Source organism: uncultured Gordonia sp. (assembly GCF_937858515.1).
GTDB lineage: Bacteria > Actinomycetota > Actinomycetes > Mycobacteriales > Mycobacteriaceae > Gordonia.
In genome coordinates, this window is the sequence record NZ_CALLZT010000140.1 from 1 (window position 1) to 23,388 (window position 23,388).

Genomic DNA, 23,388 nt, shown 5'->3' on the forward strand with positions numbered 1-23,388 from the left:
GCCACTCGACCGGTCCTGTTGACCTGCCCTGTTGCTACGACGCTATGACACTGCCACGTGCAGCGCTCGGTATAGATCTTTATGGGACTCGATAGACGTCGTTCAGGCCGAAGTCGGCCGATTGGCACAGTTCCCGAGCCGCCTTTGTGCGTACGGTAGCATCGAACGGGACCGCAGGAGGGCACGATGAGCGAAAGTGATGAGTACGCCATCGACGCGGCTCGCTTCACCGATGCGCTGCGCGAGCAGCGCGTGGCTCGCACCCCCGGCGGGCTGTATCACTTGAATCAGATTCTGATGGCGTACAACTCGAACCGGATCGAAGGTTCGGTCCTAACCGAGGACCAGACTCGCTTCATCTACGAAACGCGCACCATCTTCGCCGGCGGTGACGAAGCCGTGCCCGTCGACGACATCGTGGAGACGGTGAACAGTTTCGAGCTGCTAGACGAGATGATCGACCGGCTCGACGCACCGATCACCGCGCAGACAATGAAGGACTACCACGCCATTCTCAAACGTGGTACCGCCGACGCACGGCGCTCCTGGTTCTCCGTCGGCGACTTCAAACGCATGGCCAACGAGGTCGGCGGAAAGTCAACGGTTGCGCCAGAGCACGTCAGTATCGCTATCGACGAACTACTCGCACACACCCCCACCGACATGTCGTTCGACGATATCACCGACTTCCACTACCGATTTGAATCCATCCACCCGTTCCAGGACGGCAATGGCCGTGTCGGACGGATTCTGATGTTCCAGCAATGCCTACAACACGGCATCATGCCGTTCATAGTGCTCGACGACCGGAAGGCGTTCTACTACCGGGGTCTCACCGAATACGCGAAGGAGCCCGGATTCCTGCGCGATACGTTCCGCTCCCTCCAGGATCGATACCATGCCCGATTCGCGAAATTCATCGAGGTTCTCTGATCATGAGTGACAAGCCCAGCCACCAGGACATGCTCACCGAAGCGCGCAATGAGACGGCATCTGCTACTCCCTCAGATAGGTGATGGTGCAGGACCGGGTACGGCGCCACTCCTGCCGCCGAAGGCGGATGTCGTACTTGCTGGTGCTGGTGAAGGGCTGAAAGATGTCGAGGCCGCGGCCGAGCTGGATGCGCCAGCCGGTGTCGGTGGTGATCTTGCGGTCGTGACCTGTGGGATCGAACTCGACTTCCAACTCGATGCCGCCTTCGGCAACAGCATCTTTGATCTCGGAGAGCCCGATCAGTTGAGCTTTCTGCCGGTCGGGACGATCGGCATCCACATTGGTCACCACCATGACCGTGACGGACTGTTCGATAGGCTTGCCACCGATGATCTCGACCAGAAGTTCGTGCAGGTTGCGGAGTTGGTGGGGTGCGCGGATGTACGGGTCCTCGATCTTGATGACCTCGGAGCCCCGTAGGTACGGCATCAGCAGGTTGGCGTACGAGTGGCCGAGCGCGTTGTCGGCGATGTCGACCGCACCCGTGGCCAGTTCCGGCTCCACGGGCTGCGGGACGGGAGTGCCGGTGGTCTCGGCGGGGGCATGCCCGTCGTCGCCTGTGCTTTCGGTCCGGTGGTACAGGTGCGGGAAGTCGAGTTCTTCCTGGGTGGTGACGTCGTGCCAAGTGCCGGTGCTGTCGGTGTAGCCAAACTTGACTGCGTCCATCGTGCGGTCGATCCGCAGAATCTGGTCTTTGACCCGCTTGCGGCCCTCGATGGCGAAGCACAGCAGATTCTCGGTTTCCTCGACTGTGGCACCGCGGTGCGGGTGAATGAGTTTCATCAACCCCGAGAAAGTCTTGCGGACACCGTCACGGTCCCGTGTCGAGATGTCTTCGGAGAGGCTGAAGTTCGCCGAGTAGTCGTCGGAGTAGTCGTGGTCGCGTAGGTAGCGTAGGGCTTCGGCGAGGTAGTCGACGACGAATCCGTAACCGTCGGTGAATAGTTCACGCCGGATGATCTCCACTTCCCAGCCGGGTAGATAGCAGTGCAGCCGGTCGAGGTAGGCGGCGTCGTAGTATGCCTCGGGCAGCACCTCGAAGAGGTCGGAGTGCGCGAGCATCGTCGGCACCGGCCGGGATGTGTTGCCGATGAACACCATCGACGCCTCCGCCGGCATCGTCTCCACACCGCGGGAGAAGGTCTTGTTGGCCATGTAGTTCTTCATGATGTCGACGAGCCCTTTGTCGACGCGTTTGCGCCCAGCGAACTCGTCGAAGGCCACAACATCCCAGAATCCGACGAGCCCGATCTTGCCGCTCGAGTTGTTGACGAACAGTTTGGGGACGGTCACCTCTCCGCCGGAGATCAGCATGCCGTGCGGCGAGAACTCGGAGTACACATGTGACTTGCCGGTCCCCTTGGGACCGAGCTCGACCAGGTTGTAATTGCGTTCGACAAACGGGATCAGCCGCACCAACTGCAGCAGCTTGGCGCGTGGCGACAGCCGTTCGGGGTCGAATCCGATACTGCTGACCAGCAGGTCGATCCACTCGTCGGTGGTAAACGTTGCGCGTGCGGTCAGATACCGCTGGGCGTCGAACTGGCCGAGCTGGATCGGTTTGAGCCCGACGATGATCCACGGATCTTCCCGCAGGTCACCGGCCGAGTATTCGACGTCGATCATGCACCACACACCACCGGTGAGGAGCTTCTGATGCTTCTTAACGGTGCTGTCGGCGATCGGGACACCTTTGATCCCGAGGTTCGAGAACGCCGCGACGTGCCTGTCTTCGCTGACGTCGAGGACCACGCTCACCTTGTCGATGACGCGGTGGCGGCCCCGGTCGCGGATCGTCGACTTGATCAGTTCGGCGTCGGCGCGGTGCACGTAGTGCTGGGCGAGGATGTTGCGGACGCTGTCGATCCCGGCGTCGATGGTCGCTTCGTCGTCGGTCGCACAGTACTGGGCCAGCAGGAATTCGAGCACATAACCGGGCACCACAGCGTTGCCCCGGACCCGGCCCACCAGGTCCTTGCGGACCACCAGACCCGGAAACTCCTTGTTGGCCTTGGCATCAAGTGCACTAAGCTGCGCTGCCACACCGGCCTCGTTCGCGGTGTCGGTCATTTCGGTGTCCTTACTCTTCGTCGAGTTGCTCGCCCAGGCGCTTCCATGCCAGCGCCACTGCCGAGAGCGCGGTTGATGCGGTCACGGTGAGCGTCGTCTGACCTGCAAGTTGCGAGCGCCATTCCGCTTCTGAGGGCGGCGTCCGGAACAGGTAATCCTCCGGCAGGCAGTTTGTCGGCCCATAACGCTTGTAGAGTCGCGCGGCGTCGTGGTTGATCGCGCCAATTCTGTTCAGTGCCCACAGGTCCCACAGGTCGCGGGGCGCCTGACGGTCGTTCCACGTGGATGTTTTCGATGCCGCGAACGCCGGAAGAGTCGGCACTCGCAATCCCGCTTCCGGCGCATCGGAGTACCGCTGTTCCAGGTGGCGAAGCTCAGTCGGCCACACAATCCGGTCGCGTGCTGACAGGAGTTGTATCTTCACCGAAAGCCCCGCCGGGTTCACCAGTCGTGCCGCTTCGGTATCCCTGATGTCACTGAGGGCGGGGTCCCAGCTGAGGCGGCCATGGGTCCGGGCGACGGCCCTCGGCAACAGTGCGTCAATCTTGGCGGCGATAGGCTTGCGTGGCCCGAGTGCCACGAGGTCGATGTCTTCGCTGAGCCTCCCGCCCGGCAAATAGGTCCGGGCCAGAGCTGTTCCACCGATGAGGTGGACATCGTCGCCGACCCCAGCGGCGATCGCAGCCAGCAGGTAGGAGACGAGGTGGTCACGTTCAACCTGTTCGACTGCCACACCGAACTGCGCGACGACGGCATCGCGTTCAGCGTCGATCACGCGTACACCTCGATCGCCGAACGCGCCCGCTCCAGCGCCGAACGAAGTCGTTGGGCGCGCGCCAGATCGTCCAATCGGGCCGGATCGCTTCTGCGGTACAACGATGCGATTGCTTGCGGCACGTCGACGGCCGCGTCACCAAGGTTCGTGCGCTTGGCCAGGTCGAGCACAGTTTGTTCCGGTGTGGTCACCAATACCTCCCCTATCTGTGTGGACACCAGCTCAGCGTCCAGCTGCTCGGTGTCACGCTGAACGAATCGAATGACAGCGTCGCGATCAACGAGGTCGATCGGCCGATGCTGGTGGGGTACGGCGACGACTGCCGTCGCGAGAGCTCGTGGCAACACACCGTGCAGGCGCGCCGCGCTGACACCCATGACCACCGCGTTCGAGGCACCGTAGATCGCCCCGGCAACACCTGCCGCGGCGGCCTCCAATCCCGGCCGCCACGTCGATCCCGCGTATTCAGGCGGGACCACGGCGTAGTAGCCGCGCGCCACGCGATGCAGGATGCCCGCGTCCGCGAGGCGAGCCAGTTCAGGACGCGGAAACGCGTAGACGTGCGCAACATCCTGTGGCCGGAAGACACGGAGTGGCATCCGGGCAAGGCCGGACGGCAGCGGAGTGCTTCGTCGCGTCATCGGTCATCACTCCCTCCAGGACACCTCATAAACTACGCATTACATAGGCTTGAAGCCTATGAATTGCATACTTTTATCATAGCGCGTCGAAGAACCCACCAAAGCCGCGTTGCAGGGTTGCGGTGGTGGACTGGTAGTCGGTGGTGGTGTCGTTGACCAGTTCGTCGGCGCGGATCACCACGGTCTGGCTGTTGTAGGTTTCGGCGTCCTCGTTGAGGACCAGTTCGATGGTGGTGCTGCGGTCACGGATGTCGGCGGCGGTACTGTCCACGACGATCTTGCGCCGGCCTGACAGTTCGGTGCCGTCCTGGGCGTAGACGCCGACGTCGAGGGTGCGGCCACGGGTCTTGCCCGACACCGGTTCGCGTTGCAGCAGCGTCACCATCACCGTGCTGGAGGTGATGGTGGGTGTGCTGACGTTGACGTCGACGGTCACCTTGGTGGTGGTGATCTTGCGCGACTGGGTCAGCGTGACGAGCGGTACGACGATTTCCTGCAGGCTGGTCCCGCCGTGCACGTACTGCACGCCGCTGCCCTGTTTACGGAGCCGGTGCAGGCCGCGTGGTGTTTGGACTTCGAGGTCCCCGTCGAGCCCGAGCTGCTGCGACGTCCAGGTGGTGAACGACGGATGGTCGCGCAGTCCCCGACCGATCACGTGGCGACGGCCGTCGGCCACCACCTCGTCGCCGTGGGCGGTTTCGCTGAGATAGTCCGACGGTGCGAGTTCGGATCGCTGATACAGGAACCCGTGGTCGGCGGTGACGAGCACCCGGCTGGCGCGCATCTTGCCGCTGCCGAACCGTTTGATGAGCCGGGTGATGTCGTCGAGTGCGTCGGCGCATGCCTTGGGTGTCTGATGTGGTGTCTTGTGACCGGTGGCGTCGATGGTGTCGTGGTAGACGACGACGGCTTCGTGTTCGCGCCACAGCTCGTATCGTTCGCCGGCACTGAGGCCCATCACCTCGGCATAGTTGGTTGCGGCGATGTTTGCTTTGCCCCACAACAGATCCCGGGCGAAGAGACCGGATGTGGACTTTCCGTCGGCGAGAACGGTCTCGCCGCCCGCGAGCTCGAGATGATCGTGCGGCAGCATCGCCGCCATCCCGAGGCACGTGATCGACGGAAGCGGGGACAGTCGGGGTTCGATGGTGGCGGTGAACGAGTCGCTCGCGTTCATTCGTGCCGCGAGTTCCATCCCCACCTCGTAGCGGAATGCGTCGGAGACGATGACGAGGGTTTTCGTCTTAACGGCCGGCAGGTCGTAGCGGGCGAAACCACGCAATCGCTCGATGCCGGGGATGTCCCAGCGGTCGAGGGTGTCGATCTGCTGCTGCCAGGCGTGCGCGAGCCGGCGCTGGTAGTCGTGGACGTACCGGTGTTCCACCCGATCGGTGAGTTCTTTGCCGATCTCGATTTCCTGCTGTTCGATGTGGTGGCGGAACAATCGGTAGGCGCGGTCGATGCTCGCCCACCTGGCGGCGTAACTGGTGATGCCGTCGGCGGGGTCGGCGATGACGGGGACGAATGTTTCGATACTGCTGAGGCATTCGGCCGCCGCACGCAGCGCCGTATAGCTGTGCTCATTCTCGGCGTACCAGGTGGTGGCCGACCTTGCGCGGACGATCTCGTCGACGGCACCGACTGTCATGGTGCTGCGGTGGATCGCGTCGGCCAGTCCACGGATCACGTAGTCGTCGACGATCGGGAACACATTCCGGTCGGCGAGGCCGGTTACCGAGGGTGTGTTGGTGCGGAGGTGTTCGGCGATGTTGAGGTCTTCTTGCGCCCGGGTGGCGAGGGTGGAGAACACGCTGCGCGCCTGCGGGTCGTCGCGGAATCGTTCGAAGTCGATGCGCGCGGCGTTGCGGGCTTGCGGCCAGCCGGTCCACGCCTCGTTGAAGATCCAGGTGGCCAGGCCCGCGACACTCGGTGTGCCGGTGGTGTATCCGTAGATGCCGGCGCATCCCGACCACAAGAAGTCGGCCAGTCCGGCGCCATCCAGGGCCTGATATCCGGTGTCATCGTCGTCGGCGTACTCGGTGAGGAGTGCGACGACGATGCGGTGCAGCCGATGGCTGCCGGGGCCGTGCAACCCCAGGATTTCGGCGGACAGGAAGGCCCGCAGGTCGTCGGCGAGTTTCGCAGCGGGCCGATCATCGGGGACGTCGGTGAGGCGTTCACTGATGGCGGCGAGCCTGCCCGGTGCGCCGAACGAGCCCAGATGTTCCTCGACCACCGTGTTGACGCCCTTGTCAGTGAGGCCCAGGTCGTGGATGAGGATGGCGGCAGTGTCGGCGGCAAACACGCCGTAGCCGACTTCGATGTCGAGCAGCCAATTGTCGGCGCGGTCGGGTTGCGGGCCTGTCCGGTACACGAGTTGCCGCAGGTCGTCGGCCGGTTCGCCGTCGACGATGCCGTACACCCGGCACTTGGTGCCCAGCTCATTGCTCTCGACGACGTGGGTGGTGAGGGTGTAGCCGCGTTCGGCGACGGCCGACTCGATGTCGGTGAGGTGGTCGCGGTAGTCGCCGCCGGTGTCACGCCAGGTGAGGATGGGTGTGGTGGCGAATCGTTCGACGAGCAGGTCGGCGATCCGATCCGGCGATGCCGCCGCGCTCATAGCTTTGTCACCGTCATAGCCCCTTCACTTTCCGCAGGACGGCGGCGAGTTTCGGATAGTTCTGTTTCACGCCGTCGTCGAGGTCGAGCGCCACTTCCGCCGTCGACAGCGGGAATAGGTGCTTGGTGATCCATTCCCGGATCTCCCGCTGCCGGGCGGTGAGATCGTCTCGTTCCTTGGTCAGCTTCGTCTTCTCGGCTTTGCCGGCGGTGGGTAGCGCGTGCTCGATGGTGTCGAGCCGGGCTTGCAGCTTGTCGACGAGCGGGTTGGCGTACATCTGCCGTACCAGGCCGAGGGTGGCCGGGGTGTAGCGGTGCAGGTAGAAGATCGCGTTGAACCCCTTCTCCGTCTTCTGGTTCGACGAGATCTGCCAGTAGATCGGGCGGTTCGAGTACATCTTGCAGTGGTCGTCGTAGAAGTTCTTGAGAAAATACTGGCGGAGCGGTTTGCGGTTACCCGAGCCGAGAGCTGTTTCGAGCCATTCGACATTGGCGTTCAGATTCTCCGGGCCAAAGGCGACGCTGAGAAACTCCCGCATCCTCGCCACGATGTCGTCCTCGAAATAGTGCTCGGAGGTGATGGGGATGATTCCGTCGTCGTCCGGCCGGAACCGGGTGTCAGGAACCTTGGCGTCGAAGTCGGCCAGCGTCGCGCCCGCGTCCGCGAGGATCAGACCCGGCTTGTCCAGGCTGTAGCGGCCCATCATGCAGCCCACCGCGTACGAGACGAGTTCCCGGGCGAGGTCCAGGTTGAACAGGGTGCGGTACTCGTCCTCGGTGCGGGTGGTGCCCTTCGTTGGGGCGTAGCGGAAGTACGGGTTCTGGGTCAACGAGACTCGGGCGAGTGGGACCTCGCAGTCCACCTCGTCTTCGAGGTCGTAAAGCTTGGCGAAGTAGCAATTGTTCTGTTCCTCGAGTTCCCTGACACGGTTCGTCGTTGTGATAGCAGCCCGCCACCGCGACTCGGAGTGCGATTCGATGGACCCGTCACCCAATACGACGACCAGGTTCGCGCCGTACACCCATGAGATCTCGTAACCGTCCCAGTCGGCGCGCGCATGCCTTATCAACTCATCTACCACAGGGACGACGCTCTCGCTATCCGCTGGGATAACGGGAAGGTTCGCGATGTGGCCGACCTCGAAATGCATAGCGGGAGACAAGACCGTCAGCAGACTCTCACACAACGTCGAGTCGAGGAAGCCCATCAGCGATGGGAGCTGTCCGTCCTCACCGAATGCCGCCTGGCCCACGTGGCTGAAGATGAAATCACTCGGATAGTACCGAAATGAGGGGGCACCTGTTGAAACATTTGACCATGACACACAATCACGGAAATAGTAGTCAGGGTTGCGGATTACCGACCGCGGCCGGAAGTCCCAAAGTTCCTTTCCATCTACCTCCCAGTTGATGACGAAATCCTGATTTCCCCACCACTTTCTGAAGGATCCGCCCTTGTTGTGCGGAAACCACTTCTTTCCAGAGTCCTTTGCCTCACCACGGCTGGACATTCCGAAGCCGGTACGGTTGGCCGACACCTCGAACCACTGGCGGAGGAAACGGTCGTTGTCAGCTGTTGCGAGCCCTTGGCGAGGGTGAGCGACGTCCCCAAGTCGCTCACCTTTCGCGAAGGCCGCCTTCATCGCCTCCGACAGCCAGTACACGACGGGCGACTCCGGAACCAGAGCGAAGTCGTGCATCGACGCACCGAACACGACAGCCGGATCCCCGGATTCGATTGCATCGCCGAGCATCTGTGCCTTCTCCGCCTCGTTCCTCCCCGATACCAGCCGGAAGAACCGGCCCTGGTGCCCGGGCCTGGATTCGGTGTCGATAACGAAGGCGGTGGTCTGTACGACTTCTCCACTGATGGAGTCGAACCCACGGGTGCCGAGGTGCGCCATCGAGGCCAGGTGCCCCCATTCAGACATCCGGGCCCGGAACTTCTTGTAGGAGGTGAGGAACATCCAGGAGTGCATGGTGACCATGGCGACCGACCCGGCGGGCACGGCGAATTCCGCATTGCGTTCGACGAACATGGCGTACAGGTCGGGCTTGGTTTCCGGGTATTCGCGTTTGGCGAAGGCGCTCAGCTCCGTCCCCATGTTGCCGCTTCCCAAGTACGGCGGGTTGGCGACCACCACGTGATACTGGCCGTCGACCAGCGCCCTGGTTTGCCGGAGGATAGCCCGCGCGTTGAGCATGAGTTGCAGCGACATTTCGCTAGTGAGGTGGCCTTCTGCGTCCTTGTCCTCGAATCCGCCGATCGCGTCGTCGAGCGCGTGCACGGCGTCGGTGTCGACGCGGATGAGGGAACCGAAGGTGTCGGCGTCGGCGAAGGCGGTCAGGAGATCACCCACCGCGGCCCGATCGGCGGGGTCGACCCCTTTGAGTAATATGTCGGTTTCCCAGTCTTCGAAGGCGAGGGGCCGCAGCCACACGATGTCGGGCTGTACGGCGTCGTCGCCGGACCGGGTGAGGAATCGCCGGTCCTTGTCTCGTGCCTTCATGGCGAGCGCGAAGGACGCCAGTTGTGCTGCCCGCTCGTCGATTTCTATTCCGCGAAGGTTGTTGGCGAGGATGAGTCGCGGGATGGAGCTGGGTGTGTAGCCCTCTTCTTCGTAGATGCGGTACATCAGATCAAAGGCGTAGGTGAGCATGTGCCCGGACCCGCACGCCGGGTCGACGATGCGGATTTCCTCGGGTGTCGACACGGTGACGCCGGTGTCGTCCTGGCCGTCGATCGGTTCGACATAGAACTTCATGTAATCGCGGAGCCCGCTGCCGGGTCGCGACCGCAACCAGAGACGGCCGAGGGAGTTCTCGACCAGGTACCGGACGATCCAGTCCGGTGTGAACAGCTGGGTGACCGCCGGAAGTTCGGCGGCGTCGATCGGCACCTTCGACTTGTTGATCTCCTCCTTGAGGTCGGCGTTGTAGAACTGGTACAGCCAGCCCACCACCTCGACGTCCTCGCAGACTTCGGCGTCCATCACCTCGACGGCACGGGCCCGCACCGATGTGGGTGCCAGCATGTCCGGCGGCACGAGCAACGTGATCCAGTCGACCCTGTACGGGAACACATCCGGCATCGGCCGGTTCCATTCTTTGAACACTGCACGGAGCAGCAGCGCGTACGCTTCACCGTCGTGGTCGGGCGACGGACGCTCGCGGGTCAGGAGCTTGCCCACCTTCGTGCGGTCATCATCCGACATGCCGCCGGGATACTCGCCTGCCTGCGCGCGCAGCAGGATCTCCGGCAGCGTCGACGCCGACCCCGGCGCCGGTGACACCACCCCGTACAGCCCGGAGAACTCCCTAGCGTCCATATAGCGGGCTGCGGTGAGCCGATTGAACCAGGTGTAGGCGGCTGTCTCGGCCACCCAGTCGGCACTCCGCCGCCTGACCTCTCGCTGCAATGCGGAATGGCCGAGTGGATTTTCGGCCCTGATCGTGGGATCGCCCAGTACCCGGTCGATCTGGCCGCGCATCTGCTCGATCAGCGTGACCCGCGCCGACGTCGCAAACTGCTTGAGCTCCGCTGAGTTCTTCACAGCAGCACCGTCTTTCCGTTCGATACCTCGGTGTGCAGGCTTGTCCGCAACTGCTCGATGTAGGCGTCGACGTGTGCGGGGGTGCTGAGCATCGTCGGTGCGCCGGCCACCGCGATGTCGACGATGCGGACCGTCGTCGGTACCTTCTTCACCGGTGTTTGCGCGCGTGTGCCGGACTTGTTCTCGGCTGGTTCGGGCGTGGATGACGCGTGGGTCGGTTCGGATTCGCCGGCGGCACGCGCCGCGAGCAGATCCTCGATGATGGCTTGGTAGGCGCCCTCGAAGGTCTTGCGTGCCAGGGCGAGCTGCCCGCGGGTGGTGTGCCCGTCGAGTCCGGTCAGCGCGACCTCGATCCGGTTTCGCGCGGCCGCTTGCGCAGCGTCGGGGGCCTCGCGGTACACATCGTCGCCGAGCAGTGTTTCCAGGCGCTGTTCGATCAGGGTCCGCAACGCTGCCCGGTCGGTTGCGACCGCTGCCTGCACACGTGCAGCTAGCTGATCGTGCAATTGCTTGATCCGGCGCATCCTGTTGTCTCGGAAAAACTCCGGCGTCGCCAGCGCCTCGCGGAGCGCCGCGACCTCGGCGGCGTCGGCGGCGTCGATCTCGGCGGCCTGCTCATCGAGGAATACCCGTGCCGTGTCGTAGATCCCGTACTGCTTGTTGTTCTGGAGGAACGTCTGAATCGGATCGATGAGGTCGTCTTTGAGAGTGAGCAAGCCGTCGACTTCGCTGAGGAATCCGTCGAGATACCAGTCGTCGCTGCGGCCCTGCACAGCCGCACGAATGGATTCACGGGCTTCGTTCACGAGATCGGTGAACGGATACGGTCGAGAAATCCAGCCTTCCAGCTTCGCTGCCTCGTCAACGAGTAGGCTGCGGACGCGGCCGATCAGTTCGTCGGCGGTCGATGATCTGTCGCTCTCCTGGGAGAACTCCGCGTAGAAGCTCTGCAGCTTACGTACTTTCGCCGGATCGTGTTCCTGCACCTCCTTGACGTCGATCAGTCGTTGCTTCTTGGTGTTACGCAGTTCGGCGGCGATCTCCGACCGCACCAGTTTGCGGGTGTCCAGGACCAGTTCGATGCGGCCGATCTTCACCGCATGCGCGACCGCCGCGAGCACCGCTGTCATCGACCAGCCGAACGGTGGTTCGACGAAGGTGTCGACCAGTGATCCGACCGTCGAATTGAGCTGCCGGACTTTCGCATTGCGCACCTGCACCGTCACCGTGTCGGCAAGCTGATCGAGGGTGGAGGCGACGTCGAGGTCGAAGGTGTTCTCATCCCGCAGGAGTCGTGCGAGGTCAGCTTCCTTCATCGTTGCCACGCCACGTGATTCGTTGATGCGGTTGTACAGCGACTCGATCACCACCTGCAGCGCGCTGTGCACCCGGTCCTTCGCCGGACCCCCACCGATGGCGATCACGGTGCCGTTGTGCACCAGTTCGGCGGCGGCGACGGCCTGGCCGAGCTCGTCACGCACCACCCGCCCGCGTTCGGTGTTGCCGCGTTCATGCGAGTCGATGATCCGGCGCCGCGATTCGGGCATCGCCGACTTGGTCTGCAACTGGCAGTAACTCTGAGTCCGGACGTACAGCGCGATGTCGTCGCGGGTGCGGTCGTTCAGTTCCAGCACCACGAACAACGCCCCACCCAGGCCGATCGACTGCTGTTTGATGTCATCGACGGTGAAACCGCTGTACGGGGTGATGAACCGGATGCCCAGCTTCTCGGTGCGTCCCTGCCGGTCCTCGTCGAGCCAGCGTTCCAGGCCCAGGTCGACACCGGTGGCGTCGTGACGAACCTTTGCCGTCACCGCCGACGCACGGACCACCTCATCGTTGAGTAGTTTGGTGACCGCCGCCGCGTTGAGGTCGTGATTCTTGATCGCCTTTTCGACGTCCTGTTCCTCATTGGTGAGGTAGTGATAGCTCGGCCCGGTGCGCTGCACATAGGTGAAGCGCTCCAGCTCTCCCAGTGCCCGCTCGATATCCTCATGCAGCGCAGCTACATTCGTATCGATCTTGCCTGTGAGCAGCACCGCCAGCGCCTGCGGTGTGGCATCGAACTGGTCGATGTATTTGGTCATCAGCAACGCCTTGAGCACCTGGAGCGCCAGGTCCCGGTCGGGGCCGGTGATATTGCGGCCGGCGCTGATCACGTTCTGCTTCACCGATGCGTGCACCGAATTCTCGATGCCGTCGTAGAACATGTCGAAAGTGGCCAGTGCACCGACATCCCAGGCCTTGAGCTGCGACCCGATGTCCTTGGTGACACCGAGCAGCGACCGTTCCCCCACCGACGAATGCCGACCGGTGAAGGCGTTGAAATCCGACAGTCCGCGCATCGCGTCGTGGAACAGCTCAAACTGGTAGTCGACAAACGGGTAGGTGTCGACGAAATCGTCTGCGGTGGTGTAGTTGCGGTAGGTGCGCTGGTCCTGGAACGCGAACAACGACCGGAAGCGGTCGGCATTCTTCTCGTACACCCCGGTCAGCAGTCCTGCGCCGTCGGTGGTTTTTTCCAGCAACCGCTTGGACACCACCTCGCGCACGTTCTTGGAATCCAGCTTGAGCTGAATGGAGAAGCGGGCCTGAATCTTCGAGAAGTCCTGCTGCTGTTCCTTGGTACGGTCACCAATGATCGAGTCCATGATCTCCTGCGAGGTGACCAGCACCCACGCCCGGCCGCCGCACTTGGTGAACAACGACTCGGCGATGGTTTGCAGGCTGAGCATCAGCTTGGTGTCCTGGCCGATGAACTGGCCGATCTCATCGACAAAGAAGTTGAGCCGCGTTCCGGATTCCTGCTGATCGAGCCATTCGGCGACCTCACCGGCAAACGACTCGATGGACAGGGTGTAGCGGCTCTCGTACTTGGTCAGCGGCTCCGCCAACGCCACCCCGGTGACCTCTTCGTACGCCTGCTCGACGAACGGTTCCACGATCACGTCCAGTTCACGGCCCACCGACCACGGTTTGCCGTAGCACTTCTCGAATGCTCCGGTGAACGCGTCGAGATGCCCTTCGCGTGCCAGGTCGCGCTCGAACTGGGCGACGTGCGGAGCCCTGCCGAAGAACCCGGCGGCGTCGTAAAAGACCTGCAGAAATACCTTCAGCAGGGCGTCGGCCTGGTCCTTCTCGTTCTTGTCGACCTTCTCGTCGATATTGAACAGCAACGAACGTGCCGGAATCGACGCCGACCGTTCCAGCGCACCCCGCAGAATCGCCTCACTGACCGGCACCTTGTCAATGAATGCGCGCACCACGTCCGCACGCGCAACGTCAGAGCCTGACACCTCGCCCAGCAAGTACGCGAGCATCTTGAGCAGATGCGACTTACCGGAACCGAAGAAGCCCGCGATCCACACACCGTTGGCCTGCGGGCCGCCCGGAAATGTATATGCCTCAAGGAGATCCGTCAGATGCCCCGCCACCTCGTCGGTGATCACGTACTCGCTGACCTCGGTGGACAGTTGCGCCGAGTTGGATGCCTTGACCACGCCGTCGAGCGGCCGGCCGATGTCCTTGGCGAGGATCTGTTCAATGGTTGTCATTTACGAGTACTCCAGGTCAAGAAGGTCGAAGGCGCGGTAGTAGTCGTCGTTGGTGAGTAGGTCGAACAGCACCAGCGATGAGCCCTGGGTGGCCGACTGCCGGTAGGTGCCGGGAAAGACGAGGACGATCGGACGGTCGGCGAGCAGCGGCTGCAGCGTATTGAGGATCGTGTGTGCCCTGACCAGCGGATACAGCCGGCCGACGTTGGTCAGCACGATGAGCTGCGGGCGCGGGTCCTGTGCGCCGACGATCTCGACGATGCGCGGCGACAGGTGCGGCTCCGGCGAGATCACATTGCCCACCGACTTGGCGAACCGCTCCTTACGCAGGCGGCCTTCGGCGCCGAGGATGGCATCCCACTGACCTGTTCCCTCCCACAGCTCCGTCGCCACCCGCCACAGGTCCACCACGCATACGTCCAGGCCGTCGGTGCGCAGTTTGGTGACCAGGCGCCGCGTCTCGGCCGCTACCCGTGGCTGATCGGCCGGATGGTGGCTGAGGATGAAGTACGGGACCTCGCCGAGTTGTCCACGCATCTCCAGGAACCCCTGCGACCGCATGATGCGGTAGGCGCGCTCGAACCGTTCGGTGAGCGTCAGATGTTCCGTCGTCGGGTTGGGCATCAGCGCTCCTGGTGTTGAACAATGCCGGCGACCTGTGCGTTGCGTAGCGGAAAACTCAGTGCCAGTTCTGGATTCACATCACGGATCACCTCGATGACGGCGAACGAGAGCGCGGCCTCGCGCACCTGGCCGTCGCCGGTTAGCCATCCCGCCTCGCGGATCATCCGAAAGATGTTCTGCCGCAGCTTCTTCCTGGTGGTCTCGGCGGCGTCGCGCAGAGCATCGATCCACGACGCCTGCTGATTCCAGAACGTGTCGAAGTCCTCGGCCACGAGCAGACGACCCGAGAGCAGGCGTTCACGTACCACGTCCCGGCCGAAGTCACCCACGAGGCGGTACCGCAGGCACGCTGCGAGCCACATCAGTGCGCGGGCGTCAGCGGCGGAGCCGTTCGCGACCAGTTCGATGCCGGCGGGCGGGAGTCCCGCCAGGCGCCCGATCACCTCACGAGTCACCCGAGTCGTAGACGCCGAAGTGCGCTGCTGAACAAGGTTCCGCTCCACCGCCGTCGTGCGCACCTCCGACACATCGGGTTCAACAACCATCACAGCCGCTACCGCGACCGCCTCGTCACACAACAACCCACCGGTCGTGAAAGAGAGGCGATACCCGTTCGCCCCGACCACCATGCCCACGCGCTCCTCACCGCTCTACGCTGTTCGCTCATAAGTTCCCCATGTATACATGGTGGCTACGACAGGCAGCTTAGCGTGCCCTGGATCGGGTGTCCGAGTCCTCCATTGAGCGCGAGTTCGCTCGTCAGCTGGGGATCGAGATCAACCGGCTACGGACGGCACGGAGGATCAGTCAGGAGCGACTCGCCGAGGCGATCGACTTGAGTACCAACCACGTGCAGCTCCTCGAAAGCGGCCTCAGCGACCGCAAGAAGCAGACGCCCGCCAATCCGAGGCTTTCGACATTGGTCAAACTCAGCGCGGCTCTGGAGATCCCGCTTCCCGAACTCATCGACTGAGTTACCAGCGCGGTCGGACACGCGCCCGGCGTGTCCGACACAGACCACGGCCAGTAGCGTCCGGATCCATCTCACCGCCGACGCACTATCGGAGCGACAGAATATCGGGTGCGGACGCGCGGTCGGCCGTGGACGATGGTCGGGTGAACGCACCACTGTCCCCCACCCCACGAACGACCATCCGTCGCGGCAAGGACCGGTCCGTGGCCGATCGTGAACGGCTGCACGCGTTTCTCGCGGACGCGTTGGTCGCGCATGTCGGTGTCGTCGTTGACGGCTGTCCGCGGGTCCTGCCGACCGCGTTCGCGGCCGATGTCGACGGGCCCGACGACGGTGGCACCCTGTATGTGCACGGGTCGGTCGCGGCGGACTGGTTGCTGCGGGCGATCGAACGCGACGTGTGCGTCACCATTACTGAACTCGATGGACTTGTTGCTGCCCGCAGCGCATTCAACCATTCGATGAACTATCGCAGTGCCGTTGTCATCGGGCGGGCACGCATCGTCAAGGGTGGCGCCGAGTTGGCGCATGCGCTCGAGTTGATCGTCGACCAGATGATTCCCGGGCGGTGGCGAACGTTGCGGCCGGCTACCCGGAAAGAGCTTGCGGCCACAGCGGTTCTGGCGGTGCCACTGGCCGAGGCGTCGATGAAGCAGCGGGCCGGTGGACCTGTCGATGACCCGTCGGATATCGAAGCCGGGGTGTGGGGTGGACATATTCCGATGCGCCGCGTCGCCTTCGCTCCCGTCGGAGACAACGATTCCCGGGGTGCAGTGCCGGAGGATGTGCGGCTGCGGGCTGAACAGTTCGATGGTGCAACCGAAGTCGGACTGGATGGGGTGTGAGGTGGTCGCCTCAGGTGGGTATCTCACCGGACCCTTCGTGACCCTCGCTCGTACCTCGCATCGGCCTCAGGGATCAAGATGAAGCTCACGCCCCTCCGACTCCGACCCGGGGATCGATGGGGTCACCACCACGTCAGGCTGTGTGGGTGGTGATCCAGTCGACGAAGGGGCGGGTTTGGCGCCAGTCCTTGCGCACCCGGTCGACCAGGGCGGCTTTGTGGATGACCGGGTCGAAGCCGTAATCCTTTGTGACGGTGATGGATTTGTGGCGGAGTAGTTCGATACGGGGGTGGTCTTTGGGCCAGCCACGTGGTGCGGTTTTCAGTTGGTCGCCGCCGATCTCCCAGCCGGATTTCGCCAGCGTCGCCAGGATGCCCTCCAGTTCCGGGCCGAACAGATTGTTATCGATAGCCTGCCGGATGGCGGCGAGCACGTCGGCTTCGGCGTGATAGAAGCCGGCGGCCACCCGCACTCCGGGGGCGGAGATCTGAATGTAGTAGCCGGTGGCCGGGGCGACGGCGACGAAGGCTCCCTGATGGGTCTTGTACGGGGTCTTGTCCTTGGAGAACCGCACGTCGCGGTAGGGGCGGAACGCCTTCGCCTCACCGAACTCGGCGGCGAGCCCGGCACACAGCGCCGCCATCGGGGTGGCGACCGAGTCGCGGTAGGTGTCCTTGTGCGCGTCCCAGAAGACCTTTGAATTGTCAATCTCCAGGTCGTCGTAGAAGTCGAGAGCGGCCTCCGGGAAACCGTCGAACGTCATGGGTATCAGGGTACGCGCCGGTGCTCTGAGGTCAGCCAGACTCCGATGCACTCAGCATCAACTCAAGCCATACTCACCATATGAGTAAGCGACTACAGGTAGTCATGGACGACGAGGAGTACGCAGACATCGAGGCCATCGCAAAGCGCAGTGGCGAATCGGTGTCGGTGTGGGTTCGTCGGGCTCTCCGGGAAGCTCGGCGTCAACAGCCGCAGGCAGAGGCCGGCAGGAAGCTGGCATCGCTCCGCGCCGCACTCGCATACGAGTTTCCGACCGGCGACATCGAACAAATCCTGGAGGAGACCGAGGCCGGATACCATTCATGACCGTCTTCCTCGACGCCAACATCGTCATGTACGTGATCGGCGCTCCGCACGAGTACCGGGATCGAAGTCAGGTCCTTCTTGACCAGTTGATCGTCTCGGGCACCAGATTGGTGACCGATGTGGAGGTCTTTCAGGAGATCCTCCACCGGTACGGTGCTATCAATCGTCGAGATGCTATCGAACCGGCGTTTGCACTACTCCACGATCTCGTCGACGAGGTGTTCACCGTCGGCCTCGCGGAGATCGAAACGGCAAAGGACATCGTGCTCGGCCACGGATCCGGCGCACGTGACGCGCTACATGTCGCGGCCATGAGGAGTCACGATGTCGCCAGAATCCTGACGTTCGACCGGGGATTCGACCGCTTCAACGACCTCGAGCGAATCCACTGAGACGGCCGTCAATGGGGAACGCCGTCGTCATTGTCACCTTCGGCGCCGGTAGTTAGTGTTGCTATATGACCAGCGACAACGTTCTCGCAGTGATCTTCAACTCCACCTGCGACGACTTCGATGCGGTGACGCCGCAGGTATGGGGGCCGGCCGGGCGGGCACTCGTCGACGCGCTGCGGTTGCAGCCCGGCGAGCGGGTGCTCGACGCGTGTTCGGGAACCGGGGCGTCGGCCATCCCTGCCGCCCATGCGGTCGGACCCACCGGGCACGTCGACGCCATCGACATCGCCGACGACCTCCTTGCCCGCGCCCGTACCAGAGCCGCGGCCGACGGTCTCACCAACATCGACTTCCGCTGCGCCGACGCCACCGCGCTACCCGCACCCGACACGCCGTACGACGTACTGTCGTGTGCGTTCGGGGTGTTCTTCCTGCCCGACATGGACAACGCCGTTCGGGGTCTGCTCGATCAGATTCCCGGTGGCAGGATCGGTGTCGCGGTCTGGCACAAAGGGGCGCTCACCGAGTTCACGGCGACGTTCTTCGAGCAGGTGGCCGTGCTCAACGCACAACCGCAGCCGACGGCGGGGGTAAGGTCGGGATCGGACGAGCCCAGACCGATCAACCGTATAGAGACCGTCCCGCTGATCACCGACTGGCTCACGTCGCTCGGCGTCGTCGATGTCCGGACGCGGGTGTTGTCGTTGCCGGTGCCGTGCACCGACGAGTTCGCGTGGTCGATGATTCTCGGCAGCGGCCTGCGCGGGGCGCTCGGCGGGTTTTCCGATGATCAGCGTGAATTGTTGCGCCGCAACTTTGTTCAGGCGCTGTCCGGCAAAGGTATCCGGGAGGTCAACTGCGACACACTGATTGCGGTTGGCAGAGTGCCGTAGCGGTCGTGATCGCAGAGGGGTGTGGGCGTGGTTGAGTCAGGTGCAAAGGTCACCGGACCCTTCGTGACCCTCGCTCCTTCGTCGCTTTGGCCTCAGGGATCAAGATGGTCGGCGGCGCCTTCGTCGCTTCGGCCTCAGGGATCACGATGGTCGGCGGCGCCTTCGTCGCTTCGGCCTCAGGGATCACGATGGTCGGCGGCGCCTTCGTCGCTTCGGCCTCAGGGATCACGGTGGTCGGCGGCGCCTTCGTCGCTTCGACCTCAGGGATCACGATGGTGAGTCACGCTCTCGTCGCCTCGACCCCTCAGGATCAAGAAGCTGTGCAGCCCAGCGACATTCTCGCGCGCCGAGATGTCAGGTGGGGATGTCCAGGCCGAGGTCGAGGACTGTGACGGAGTGGGTGAGGCCGCCGACGGCGATGTAGTCGACACCGGTGCGGGCGTAATCGCGGGCTACGTCGAGGGTGAGGCCGCCGGAGCTTTCCAGTTTGGTCTCCGGGGAGCGAGTGTTGCGGCGCTGCACCGCCATCTGGGTGGCCCAGGGTTCGAAGTTGTCGAGCAGGACGAGCTGCGGTTTCAGTTCCAGCACCTCGTCGAGCTGCGCGAGGGAATCGACCTCCACCTCGACGGGGATGTCGGGAGCTGCGGCCCGCACGGCATTGAGAGCCGCGCTGACCGAGCCCGCGGCGGCGACATGGTTGTCCTTGATCAGCGCCGCATCTCCCAGACCGAGACGATGATTGACGCCACCGCCGGCGCGGACCGCGTACTTCTGCAAAGACCGCAACCCCGGCAACGTCTTTCGGGAATCACGGACCTTCGCCGAGGTGCCGGCGAGCTCGGTCACCCACTCCGCGGTCGTGGTCGCGATCCCGGACAGATGGCAGATCAGGTTGAGTGCGGTGCGTTCGGCGGTGAGCAGCGCCCGGGTGGGTGCGTGCACCGCGAGCACCACATCGCCACGACCGACACGGGTGCCGTCGGCGACCTGGGCGGTCACCGTGTAGTTGCCCGCGCCGATCACCTCGTCGAACACCGCCAGCACCACCGGGACACCGGCGATCACCCCGTCACCGCGGCTGACGATGGCGGCATCGGTGACGGCGTCGGCGGGAACCGTGGCCACCGAGGTGACATCGGGTCCGTACCGCAGATCCTCGTTGAGGGCGGTACGGATCAACGTGCGCACTTCGTCGGTGACCGGTTCCCCCAGCTCCGACGCCGCCACCTGACCGATGAAGCCGGCTGTCATTCCCCGGATCCCGGGTTGCCGATGGCGATCATCCGCTCGACGCTCCGGCGTGCCTTGGCGGCCACATCCTCGGGCACGAACACCTCGTCCTTGCCCTCCCGCAGGGCGCGCAACAGCGCGGCCGGGGTGATCATCTTCATGTACGGGCACGATGCACGGCCGTTGACCGGCTGGAAGTCGATGCCCGGCGCGGCCTTGCGCAACTGGTGCAGCATGCCGATCTCGGTGGCCACCAACACCTGCTTGGCCTTGGTTTCGCGGGCGGCGTCGATCATGCCGCCGGTGGACAGGATCTTGACCTTCTCCGCCGGAACGAAACCCTCCCCTGCCAGGTACAGAGCCGATGTTGCGCAACCGCATTCGGGGTGGATGAACAGGTCGGCGTCCGGGTGGGATTCGGCCTGCTCGGTGAGTTCGTCACCGTTGATGCCGGCGTGGACGTGGCATTCACCCGCCCAGATGTGGATGTTGTCGCGGCCGGTCTTGCGCTTGACGTGCGCACCGAGGAACTGGTCGGGCAGGAACAGTACGTCCTTGTCCGGGTCGATCGACGCCACGACCTCGACGGCGTTGGACGAGGTGCAGCAGATGTCGGTCAGGCCCTTCACCGCGGCGGTGGTGTTGACGTACGACACGACGACGGCGTCGGGGAACTCGGCCTTCCATTCGCGCAGTTCGTCGGCGGTGATGGAGTCGGCGAGCGAGCAGCCGGCGCGGGCATCGGGGATCAGCACGCGCTTGTTCGGGCTGAGGATCTTGGCGGTCTCGGCCATAAAGTGCACGCCGCAGAACACGATCTCGTCGGAGTCGACCTCGGCGGCGATCCGAGACAGTGCCAGCGAGTCACCCACGTGGTCGGCGACGTCCTGGATCGCGGGCAGCTCGTAGTTGTGGGCGAGCAGAGTGGCGTTGCGGGCGCGGGCGAGCCTGCGCACCTCCTCCGCCCATTCGGCGGTGGGCTCCACCCCGGTGTAGCCGCCGGGTCCGTCCACCCATTCGGCATCGATCAAACCGGGATCGATCAAACCGGGACCCGACAGGGTTGCCGGGCGGTCGCTGATGATGCTCATCGTCACTCCTCACGAGCAAGGGGCTGGTGCGCGGGCCGACCGCTGCCAGACGGCCGTCCCCGCGTGTTCCGGCTCATCGGGTCTGAATCACCGGAGGTTTTCGACTCATGGTCGAAAACTCTGTCCATCGTAACACCGCTCACAGTCGGTCCATTCCCGGCCGGGTCTCCTGCACCGGCGCACCCTAGACTCGACGCCATGCCGGATGAGCCCGCACCCCCGCCGACCGGCGATCCGTCGGCACCGGACCCACCCGATCAGCCCCTGCGCGTCGAGGTTCTCAGCGCCGTGTTTCAGGTCCGCGCCGCCGGCGATATGTCGCAACAGGACACGCCGAGATTGTGTGTCCTGCTGCGCGATCCCGATGGCGGCGGCCGGACCTGCCCCCGGCGCGCACTCCCCGGAGGTGACGTCGGCCCGCGGGAAACCCTGGCGCAGAGCGCGAGACGGCACCTGGCCGACGACCTGGACGTCGCGGGTCTCGCGCACATCGAACAGTTGTCCGTGTTCTCGGCGCCACACCGCGTGCCGGGGACCCGCACCATCGCGTCGACCTATCTGGGATTGCTTCCCAGCGACGCCCGCACGCAACTGCCCGACGGCGCGGCATGGGTGCCGGTCGACGCACTCGACCCGGTCACCGGACCACTCGTGCACGACCACGGCAAGATCGTCGACGCGGCACGGCAGCGGCTAGCGGCGAAACTGTCGTACACGAATATCGCGTTCGCACTGGCGCCCAGACAGTTCGCGATGTCCGAGCTATCCGAAATATATTGCGCTGCACTCGGTTACAACGTTGATACGACCAACCTGCTGAGGGTGCTGTCGCGGCGGGCCGTCGTGGTGGCCACCGGCACCGTCGGCAGGACGGGCCGTAACGGGGGCAGGCCTCCCGCTCTCTACCGCTTCGCCGATTCCGAGTTGCGGGTCACCGACGAGTTCGCGACGCTACGCCCGCCGATGTGACGCGTGTCCGACTCGACCAACCTTGTCGGTTGATGCGCAAGCGTGCGAGCCCTGAAACCGCGTGAGATGACATTGTCGGCTCACCAGGTTTCGAGGCTCGGTCGCTGGGCGACCTAACACCTCAACCGGCGAGGAGTCGGTTTCTCGGCGCGCCGGCGGCAGAAAACTCCTCGAGACTCAACCGGCAGGTCGGTCTCCTACGCCCAGGTCCGGGTCCTGTGTCGAGAGGGTGAATACCAGGTAGAGGAGTGTCGCGGTGAACGGTGCACAGATGAGCAGCACCCACGGTGACGGGATGAGTGTCCACCAGCGACCGTCGAAGAGGTCGGCACCGAACTCGAAGGTCGCGCCCACCGGCAACGACTTCGGGTCGTCGAAACGCCAGGCAGCCATCCGGTCACCGACCACGGACGCGACCACCGACCCGGCGACCGTCGCCCCACCGAGTGCCAGGAACCCAGCCGGGCCGCGCCAGGGCCGCGCCGCCACCCAGGAGATCGCGGCGGCCACCAGCCCGTACACGAACAGCAGCACCGCCAGCCAGGCCATCGACTCGTACTCGGCGGAGTCGCCGCCTCCGATGATCTCCGCGTACTTGGCCGAGATCACCCGCCCGGTCACCGTCGGCGTGACCATCGCCCACACCGTCCCCACGGCCGCCCCGAGCAGGACGACTCCACACACCACCGCAAGCAGTGCCGAACGAGGTGGCCACGGGCCGGCGCGGCGCTGCGGCCTCGCCGCCGCGTCCGCCACAGCGGCGGTCATCGGTGATACATTTCCGTCGAATCGACCGAGCCGTGTCGTGAGCACCGCGCCGACCAGCCGTCGGGCCGCACCTGCACCACCATCCGGCGACCGCACTGGCCGCAGAACCGCGGCGGTTCGAGACCGAGCCGGGCGGCGGGCGGGATCGCGTCGGGTGACTGCAATTCCAGTTCGATCCCGGTGTAGACACCGAATTTGCACGGCTCGGCGAGCGGGCCCGGGACGTCGAGCTCCGGGGTGGGGGCGGACGGTCCGCTCGGGACCGTGCGCCTGCGGCGTGGCGTGTCGACCATGTCCGCCACTCTAGT

The 23,388-nt window shown here is 64.2% G+C and carries 21 protein-coding genes; 7 read left to right on the forward strand and 14 right to left on the reverse strand.

Features of this window, described 5'->3' with window-relative positions; genetic code table 11:
* Positions 1-186: 186 nt before the first annotated feature.
* Entirely contained in the window at positions 187-933 is a 747-nt protein-coding gene (locus Q0627_RS12835) for a Fic family protein (RefSeq protein ID WP_298810357.1), read from the forward strand.
* 63 nt (positions 934-996) lie between these two features.
* Here Q0627_RS12835 and brxL read toward each other — a convergent pair whose 3' ends face one another.
* The 8 genes from brxL to Q0627_RS12875 form a co-directional block, all read right to left on the reverse strand.
* The gene (brxL, locus tag Q0627_RS12840; protein WP_298810360.1) at positions 997-3,063 is read right to left on the reverse strand and encodes a BREX system Lon protease-like protein BrxL; all 2,067 of its coding nucleotides are present in this window, start codon (positions 3,061-3,063) and stop codon (positions 997-999) included.
* Positions 3,064-3,073: 10 nt separating this feature from the next.
* Positions 3,074-3,838, reverse strand: a complete 765-nt coding sequence (locus tag Q0627_RS12845; RefSeq protein WP_291010992.1) for a nucleotidyl transferase AbiEii/AbiGii toxin family protein — start codon at positions 3,836-3,838, stop codon at positions 3,074-3,076.
* Positions 3,835-4,479, reverse strand: coding sequence for a type IV toxin-antitoxin system AbiEi family antitoxin (locus Q0627_RS12850; RefSeq protein ID WP_298810366.1), 645 nt, complete (start codon positions 4,477-4,479; stop codon positions 3,835-3,837). Before Q0627_RS12850 ends, Q0627_RS12845 begins: the two co-directional genes overlap by 4 nt.
* A gap of 76 nt (positions 4,480-4,555) precedes the next feature.
* Positions 4,556-7,099 carry a BREX-1 system phosphatase PglZ type A gene (gene pglZ / locus Q0627_RS12855; RefSeq protein ID WP_298810367.1) on the reverse strand — a complete coding sequence of 848 codons (2,544 nt, stop codon included), beginning with the start codon at positions 7,097-7,099 and terminating at the stop codon, positions 4,556-4,558.
* A 13-nt stretch (positions 7,100-7,112) separates the two neighbouring features.
* Positions 7,113-10,676: a BREX-1 system adenine-specific DNA-methyltransferase PglX gene (pglX, locus tag Q0627_RS12860; protein WP_298810403.1), complete on the reverse strand. Its 3,564-nt coding sequence runs from the start codon at positions 10,674-10,676 to the stop codon at positions 7,113-7,115.
* The gene (gene brxC / locus Q0627_RS12865; RefSeq protein ID WP_298810369.1) at positions 10,649-14,206 is read right to left on the reverse strand and encodes a BREX system P-loop protein BrxC; all 3,558 of its coding nucleotides are present in this window, start codon (positions 14,204-14,206) and stop codon (positions 10,649-10,651) included. The genes pglX and brxC overlap by 28 nt, the downstream gene beginning before the upstream one ends.
* The gene (locus Q0627_RS12870) at positions 14,207-14,830 is read right to left on the reverse strand and encodes a DUF1788 domain-containing protein (RefSeq protein ID WP_291016309.1); all 624 of its coding nucleotides are present in this window, start codon (positions 14,828-14,830) and stop codon (positions 14,207-14,209) included. It abuts the gene before it with no gap.
* Complete coding sequence (locus tag Q0627_RS12875; RefSeq protein ID WP_298810371.1) at positions 14,830-15,459, reverse strand: DUF1819 family protein; 630 nt, start codon at positions 15,457-15,459, stop codon at positions 14,830-14,832. Before Q0627_RS12875 ends, Q0627_RS12870 begins: the two co-directional genes overlap by 1 nt.
* 95 nt (positions 15,460-15,554) lie before the next feature.
* On the opposite strand from Q0627_RS12875, the gene Q0627_RS12880 reads away from it, so the two are divergent.
* On the forward strand, positions 15,555-15,803 hold the full coding sequence (locus Q0627_RS12880; protein WP_298810373.1) for a helix-turn-helix domain-containing protein: 249 nt from the start codon (positions 15,555-15,557) through the stop codon (positions 15,801-15,803).
* Between the two features lie 143 nt (positions 15,804-15,946).
* The gene (locus tag Q0627_RS12885; RefSeq protein WP_298810376.1) at positions 15,947-16,648 is read left to right on the forward strand and encodes a pyridoxamine 5'-phosphate oxidase family protein; all 702 of its coding nucleotides are present in this window, start codon (positions 15,947-15,949) and stop codon (positions 16,646-16,648) included.
* A gap of 133 nt (positions 16,649-16,781) precedes the next feature.
* Here Q0627_RS12885 and Q0627_RS12890 read toward each other — a convergent pair whose 3' ends face one another.
* Positions 16,782-17,411, reverse strand: coding sequence for a DUF2461 domain-containing protein (locus Q0627_RS12890; protein WP_298810378.1), 630 nt, complete (start codon positions 17,409-17,411; stop codon positions 16,782-16,784).
* An 80-nt stretch (positions 17,412-17,491) separates the two neighbouring features.
* Between Q0627_RS12890 and Q0627_RS12895 the strand changes: the two genes are divergently transcribed.
* The 3 genes from Q0627_RS12895 (at position 17,492) to Q0627_RS12905 (ending at position 19,022) form a co-directional block, all read left to right on the forward strand.
* Positions 17,492-17,737 carry a ribbon-helix-helix protein, CopG family gene (locus Q0627_RS12895; RefSeq protein WP_298810380.1) on the forward strand — a complete coding sequence of 82 codons (246 nt, stop codon included), beginning with the start codon at positions 17,492-17,494 and terminating at the stop codon, positions 17,735-17,737.
* On the forward strand, positions 17,734-18,129 hold the full coding sequence (locus Q0627_RS12900; RefSeq protein WP_298810383.1) for a type II toxin-antitoxin system VapC family toxin: 396 nt from the start codon (positions 17,734-17,736) through the stop codon (positions 18,127-18,129). The genes Q0627_RS12895 and Q0627_RS12900 overlap by 4 nt, the downstream gene beginning before the upstream one ends.
* Before the next feature lie 65 nt (positions 18,130-18,194).
* Positions 18,195-19,022 carry a class I SAM-dependent methyltransferase gene (locus Q0627_RS12905; RefSeq protein WP_291017243.1) on the forward strand — a complete coding sequence of 276 codons (828 nt, stop codon included), beginning with the start codon at positions 18,195-18,197 and terminating at the stop codon, positions 19,020-19,022.
* A 49-nt stretch (positions 19,023-19,071) separates the two neighbouring features.
* Here Q0627_RS12905 and Q0627_RS12910 read toward each other — a convergent pair whose 3' ends face one another.
* The 3 genes from Q0627_RS12910 to nadA all read right to left on the reverse strand — a co-directional run bounded on the left by Q0627_RS12910 (position 19,072) and on the right by nadA (position 21,343).
* Positions 19,072-19,293 carry a hypothetical protein gene (locus Q0627_RS12910; RefSeq protein WP_298810390.1) on the reverse strand — a complete coding sequence of 74 codons (222 nt, stop codon included), beginning with the start codon at positions 19,291-19,293 and terminating at the stop codon, positions 19,072-19,074.
* Between the two features lie 83 nt (positions 19,294-19,376).
* On the reverse strand, positions 19,377-20,273 hold the full coding sequence (gene nadC, locus Q0627_RS12915) for a carboxylating nicotinate-nucleotide diphosphorylase (protein ID WP_291017240.1): 897 nt from the start codon (positions 20,271-20,273) through the stop codon (positions 19,377-19,379).
* Positions 20,270-21,343, reverse strand: a complete 1,074-nt coding sequence (nadA, locus tag Q0627_RS12920; protein WP_291017238.1) for a quinolinate synthase NadA — start codon at positions 21,341-21,343, stop codon at positions 20,270-20,272. Before nadA ends, nadC begins: the two co-directional genes overlap by 4 nt.
* Positions 21,344-21,541: 198 nt before the next feature.
* Here nadA and Q0627_RS12925 point away from each other — a divergent pair, with 198 nt between their 5' ends.
* Positions 21,542-22,312, forward strand: coding sequence for an NrtR DNA-binding winged helix domain-containing protein (locus Q0627_RS12925; RefSeq protein WP_291017234.1), 771 nt, complete (start codon positions 21,542-21,544; stop codon positions 22,310-22,312).
* A 177-nt stretch (positions 22,313-22,489) separates the two neighbouring features.
* On the opposite strand, the gene Q0627_RS12930 is transcribed toward Q0627_RS12925, so the two are convergent.
* Together Q0627_RS12930 and Q0627_RS12935 are read right to left on the reverse strand one after the other, a co-directional pair.
* Positions 22,490-23,080: a DUF2567 domain-containing protein gene (locus Q0627_RS12930; RefSeq protein WP_291017232.1), complete on the reverse strand. Its 591-nt coding sequence runs from the start codon at positions 23,078-23,080 to the stop codon at positions 22,490-22,492.
* Complete coding sequence (locus tag Q0627_RS12935) at positions 23,077-23,373, reverse strand: hypothetical protein (RefSeq protein ID WP_291017230.1); 297 nt, start codon at positions 23,371-23,373, stop codon at positions 23,077-23,079. Before Q0627_RS12935 ends, Q0627_RS12930 begins: the two co-directional genes overlap by 4 nt.
* Positions 23,374-23,388: the final 15 nt, after the last annotated feature.

Excerpts from the sequence above, each read along its gene's own strand:
- Q0627_RS12835 (WP_298810357.1), top strand. The coding sequence starts at position 187 with ATGAGCGAAAGTGATGAGTACGCCATCGACGCGGCTCGCTTCACCGAT.
- brxL (WP_298810360.1), bottom strand. The coding sequence starts at position 3,063 with ATGACCGACACCGCGAACGAGGCCGGTGTGGCAGCGCAGCTTAGTGCA.
- Q0627_RS12850 (WP_298810366.1), bottom strand. The coding sequence starts at position 4,479 with ATGACGCGACGAAGCACTCCGCTGCCGTCCGGCCTTGCCCGGATGCCA.
- pglZ (WP_298810367.1), bottom strand. The coding sequence starts at position 7,099 with ATGAGCGCGGCGGCATCGCCGGATCGGATCGCCGACCTGCTCGTCGAA.
- brxC (WP_298810369.1), bottom strand. The coding sequence starts at position 14,206 with ATGACAACCATTGAACAGATCCTCGCCAAGGACATCGGCCGGCCGCTC.
- Q0627_RS12870 (WP_291016309.1), bottom strand. The coding sequence starts at position 14,830 with ATGCCCAACCCGACGACGGAACATCTGACGCTCACCGAACGGTTCGAG.
- Q0627_RS12875 (WP_298810371.1), bottom strand. The coding sequence starts at position 15,459 with ATGGTGGTCGGGGCGAACGGGTATCGCCTCTCTTTCACGACCGGTGGG.
- Q0627_RS12890 (WP_298810378.1), bottom strand. The coding sequence starts at position 17,411 with ATGACGTTCGACGGTTTCCCGGAGGCCGCTCTCGACTTCTACGACGAC.
- Q0627_RS12895 (WP_298810380.1), top strand. The coding sequence starts at position 17,492 with ATGAGTAAGCGACTACAGGTAGTCATGGACGACGAGGAGTACGCAGAC.
- Q0627_RS12900 (WP_298810383.1), top strand. The coding sequence starts at position 17,734 with ATGACCGTCTTCCTCGACGCCAACATCGTCATGTACGTGATCGGCGCT.
- Q0627_RS12905 (WP_291017243.1), top strand. The coding sequence starts at position 18,195 with ATGACCAGCGACAACGTTCTCGCAGTGATCTTCAACTCCACCTGCGAC.
- nadC (WP_291017240.1), bottom strand. The coding sequence starts at position 20,273 with ATGACAGCCGGCTTCATCGGTCAGGTGGCGGCGTCGGAGCTGGGGGAA.
- nadA (WP_291017238.1), bottom strand. The coding sequence starts at position 21,343 with ATGAGCATCATCAGCGACCGCCCGGCAACCCTGTCGGGTCCCGGTTTG.
- Q0627_RS12925 (WP_291017234.1), top strand. The coding sequence starts at position 21,542 with ATGCCGGATGAGCCCGCACCCCCGCCGACCGGCGATCCGTCGGCACCG.
- Q0627_RS12930 (WP_291017232.1), bottom strand. The coding sequence starts at position 23,080 with ATGACCGCCGCTGTGGCGGACGCGGCGGCGAGGCCGCAGCGCCGCGCC.
- Q0627_RS12935 (WP_291017230.1), bottom strand. The coding sequence starts at position 23,373 with ATGGTCGACACGCCACGCCGCAGGCGCACGGTCCCGAGCGGACCGTCC.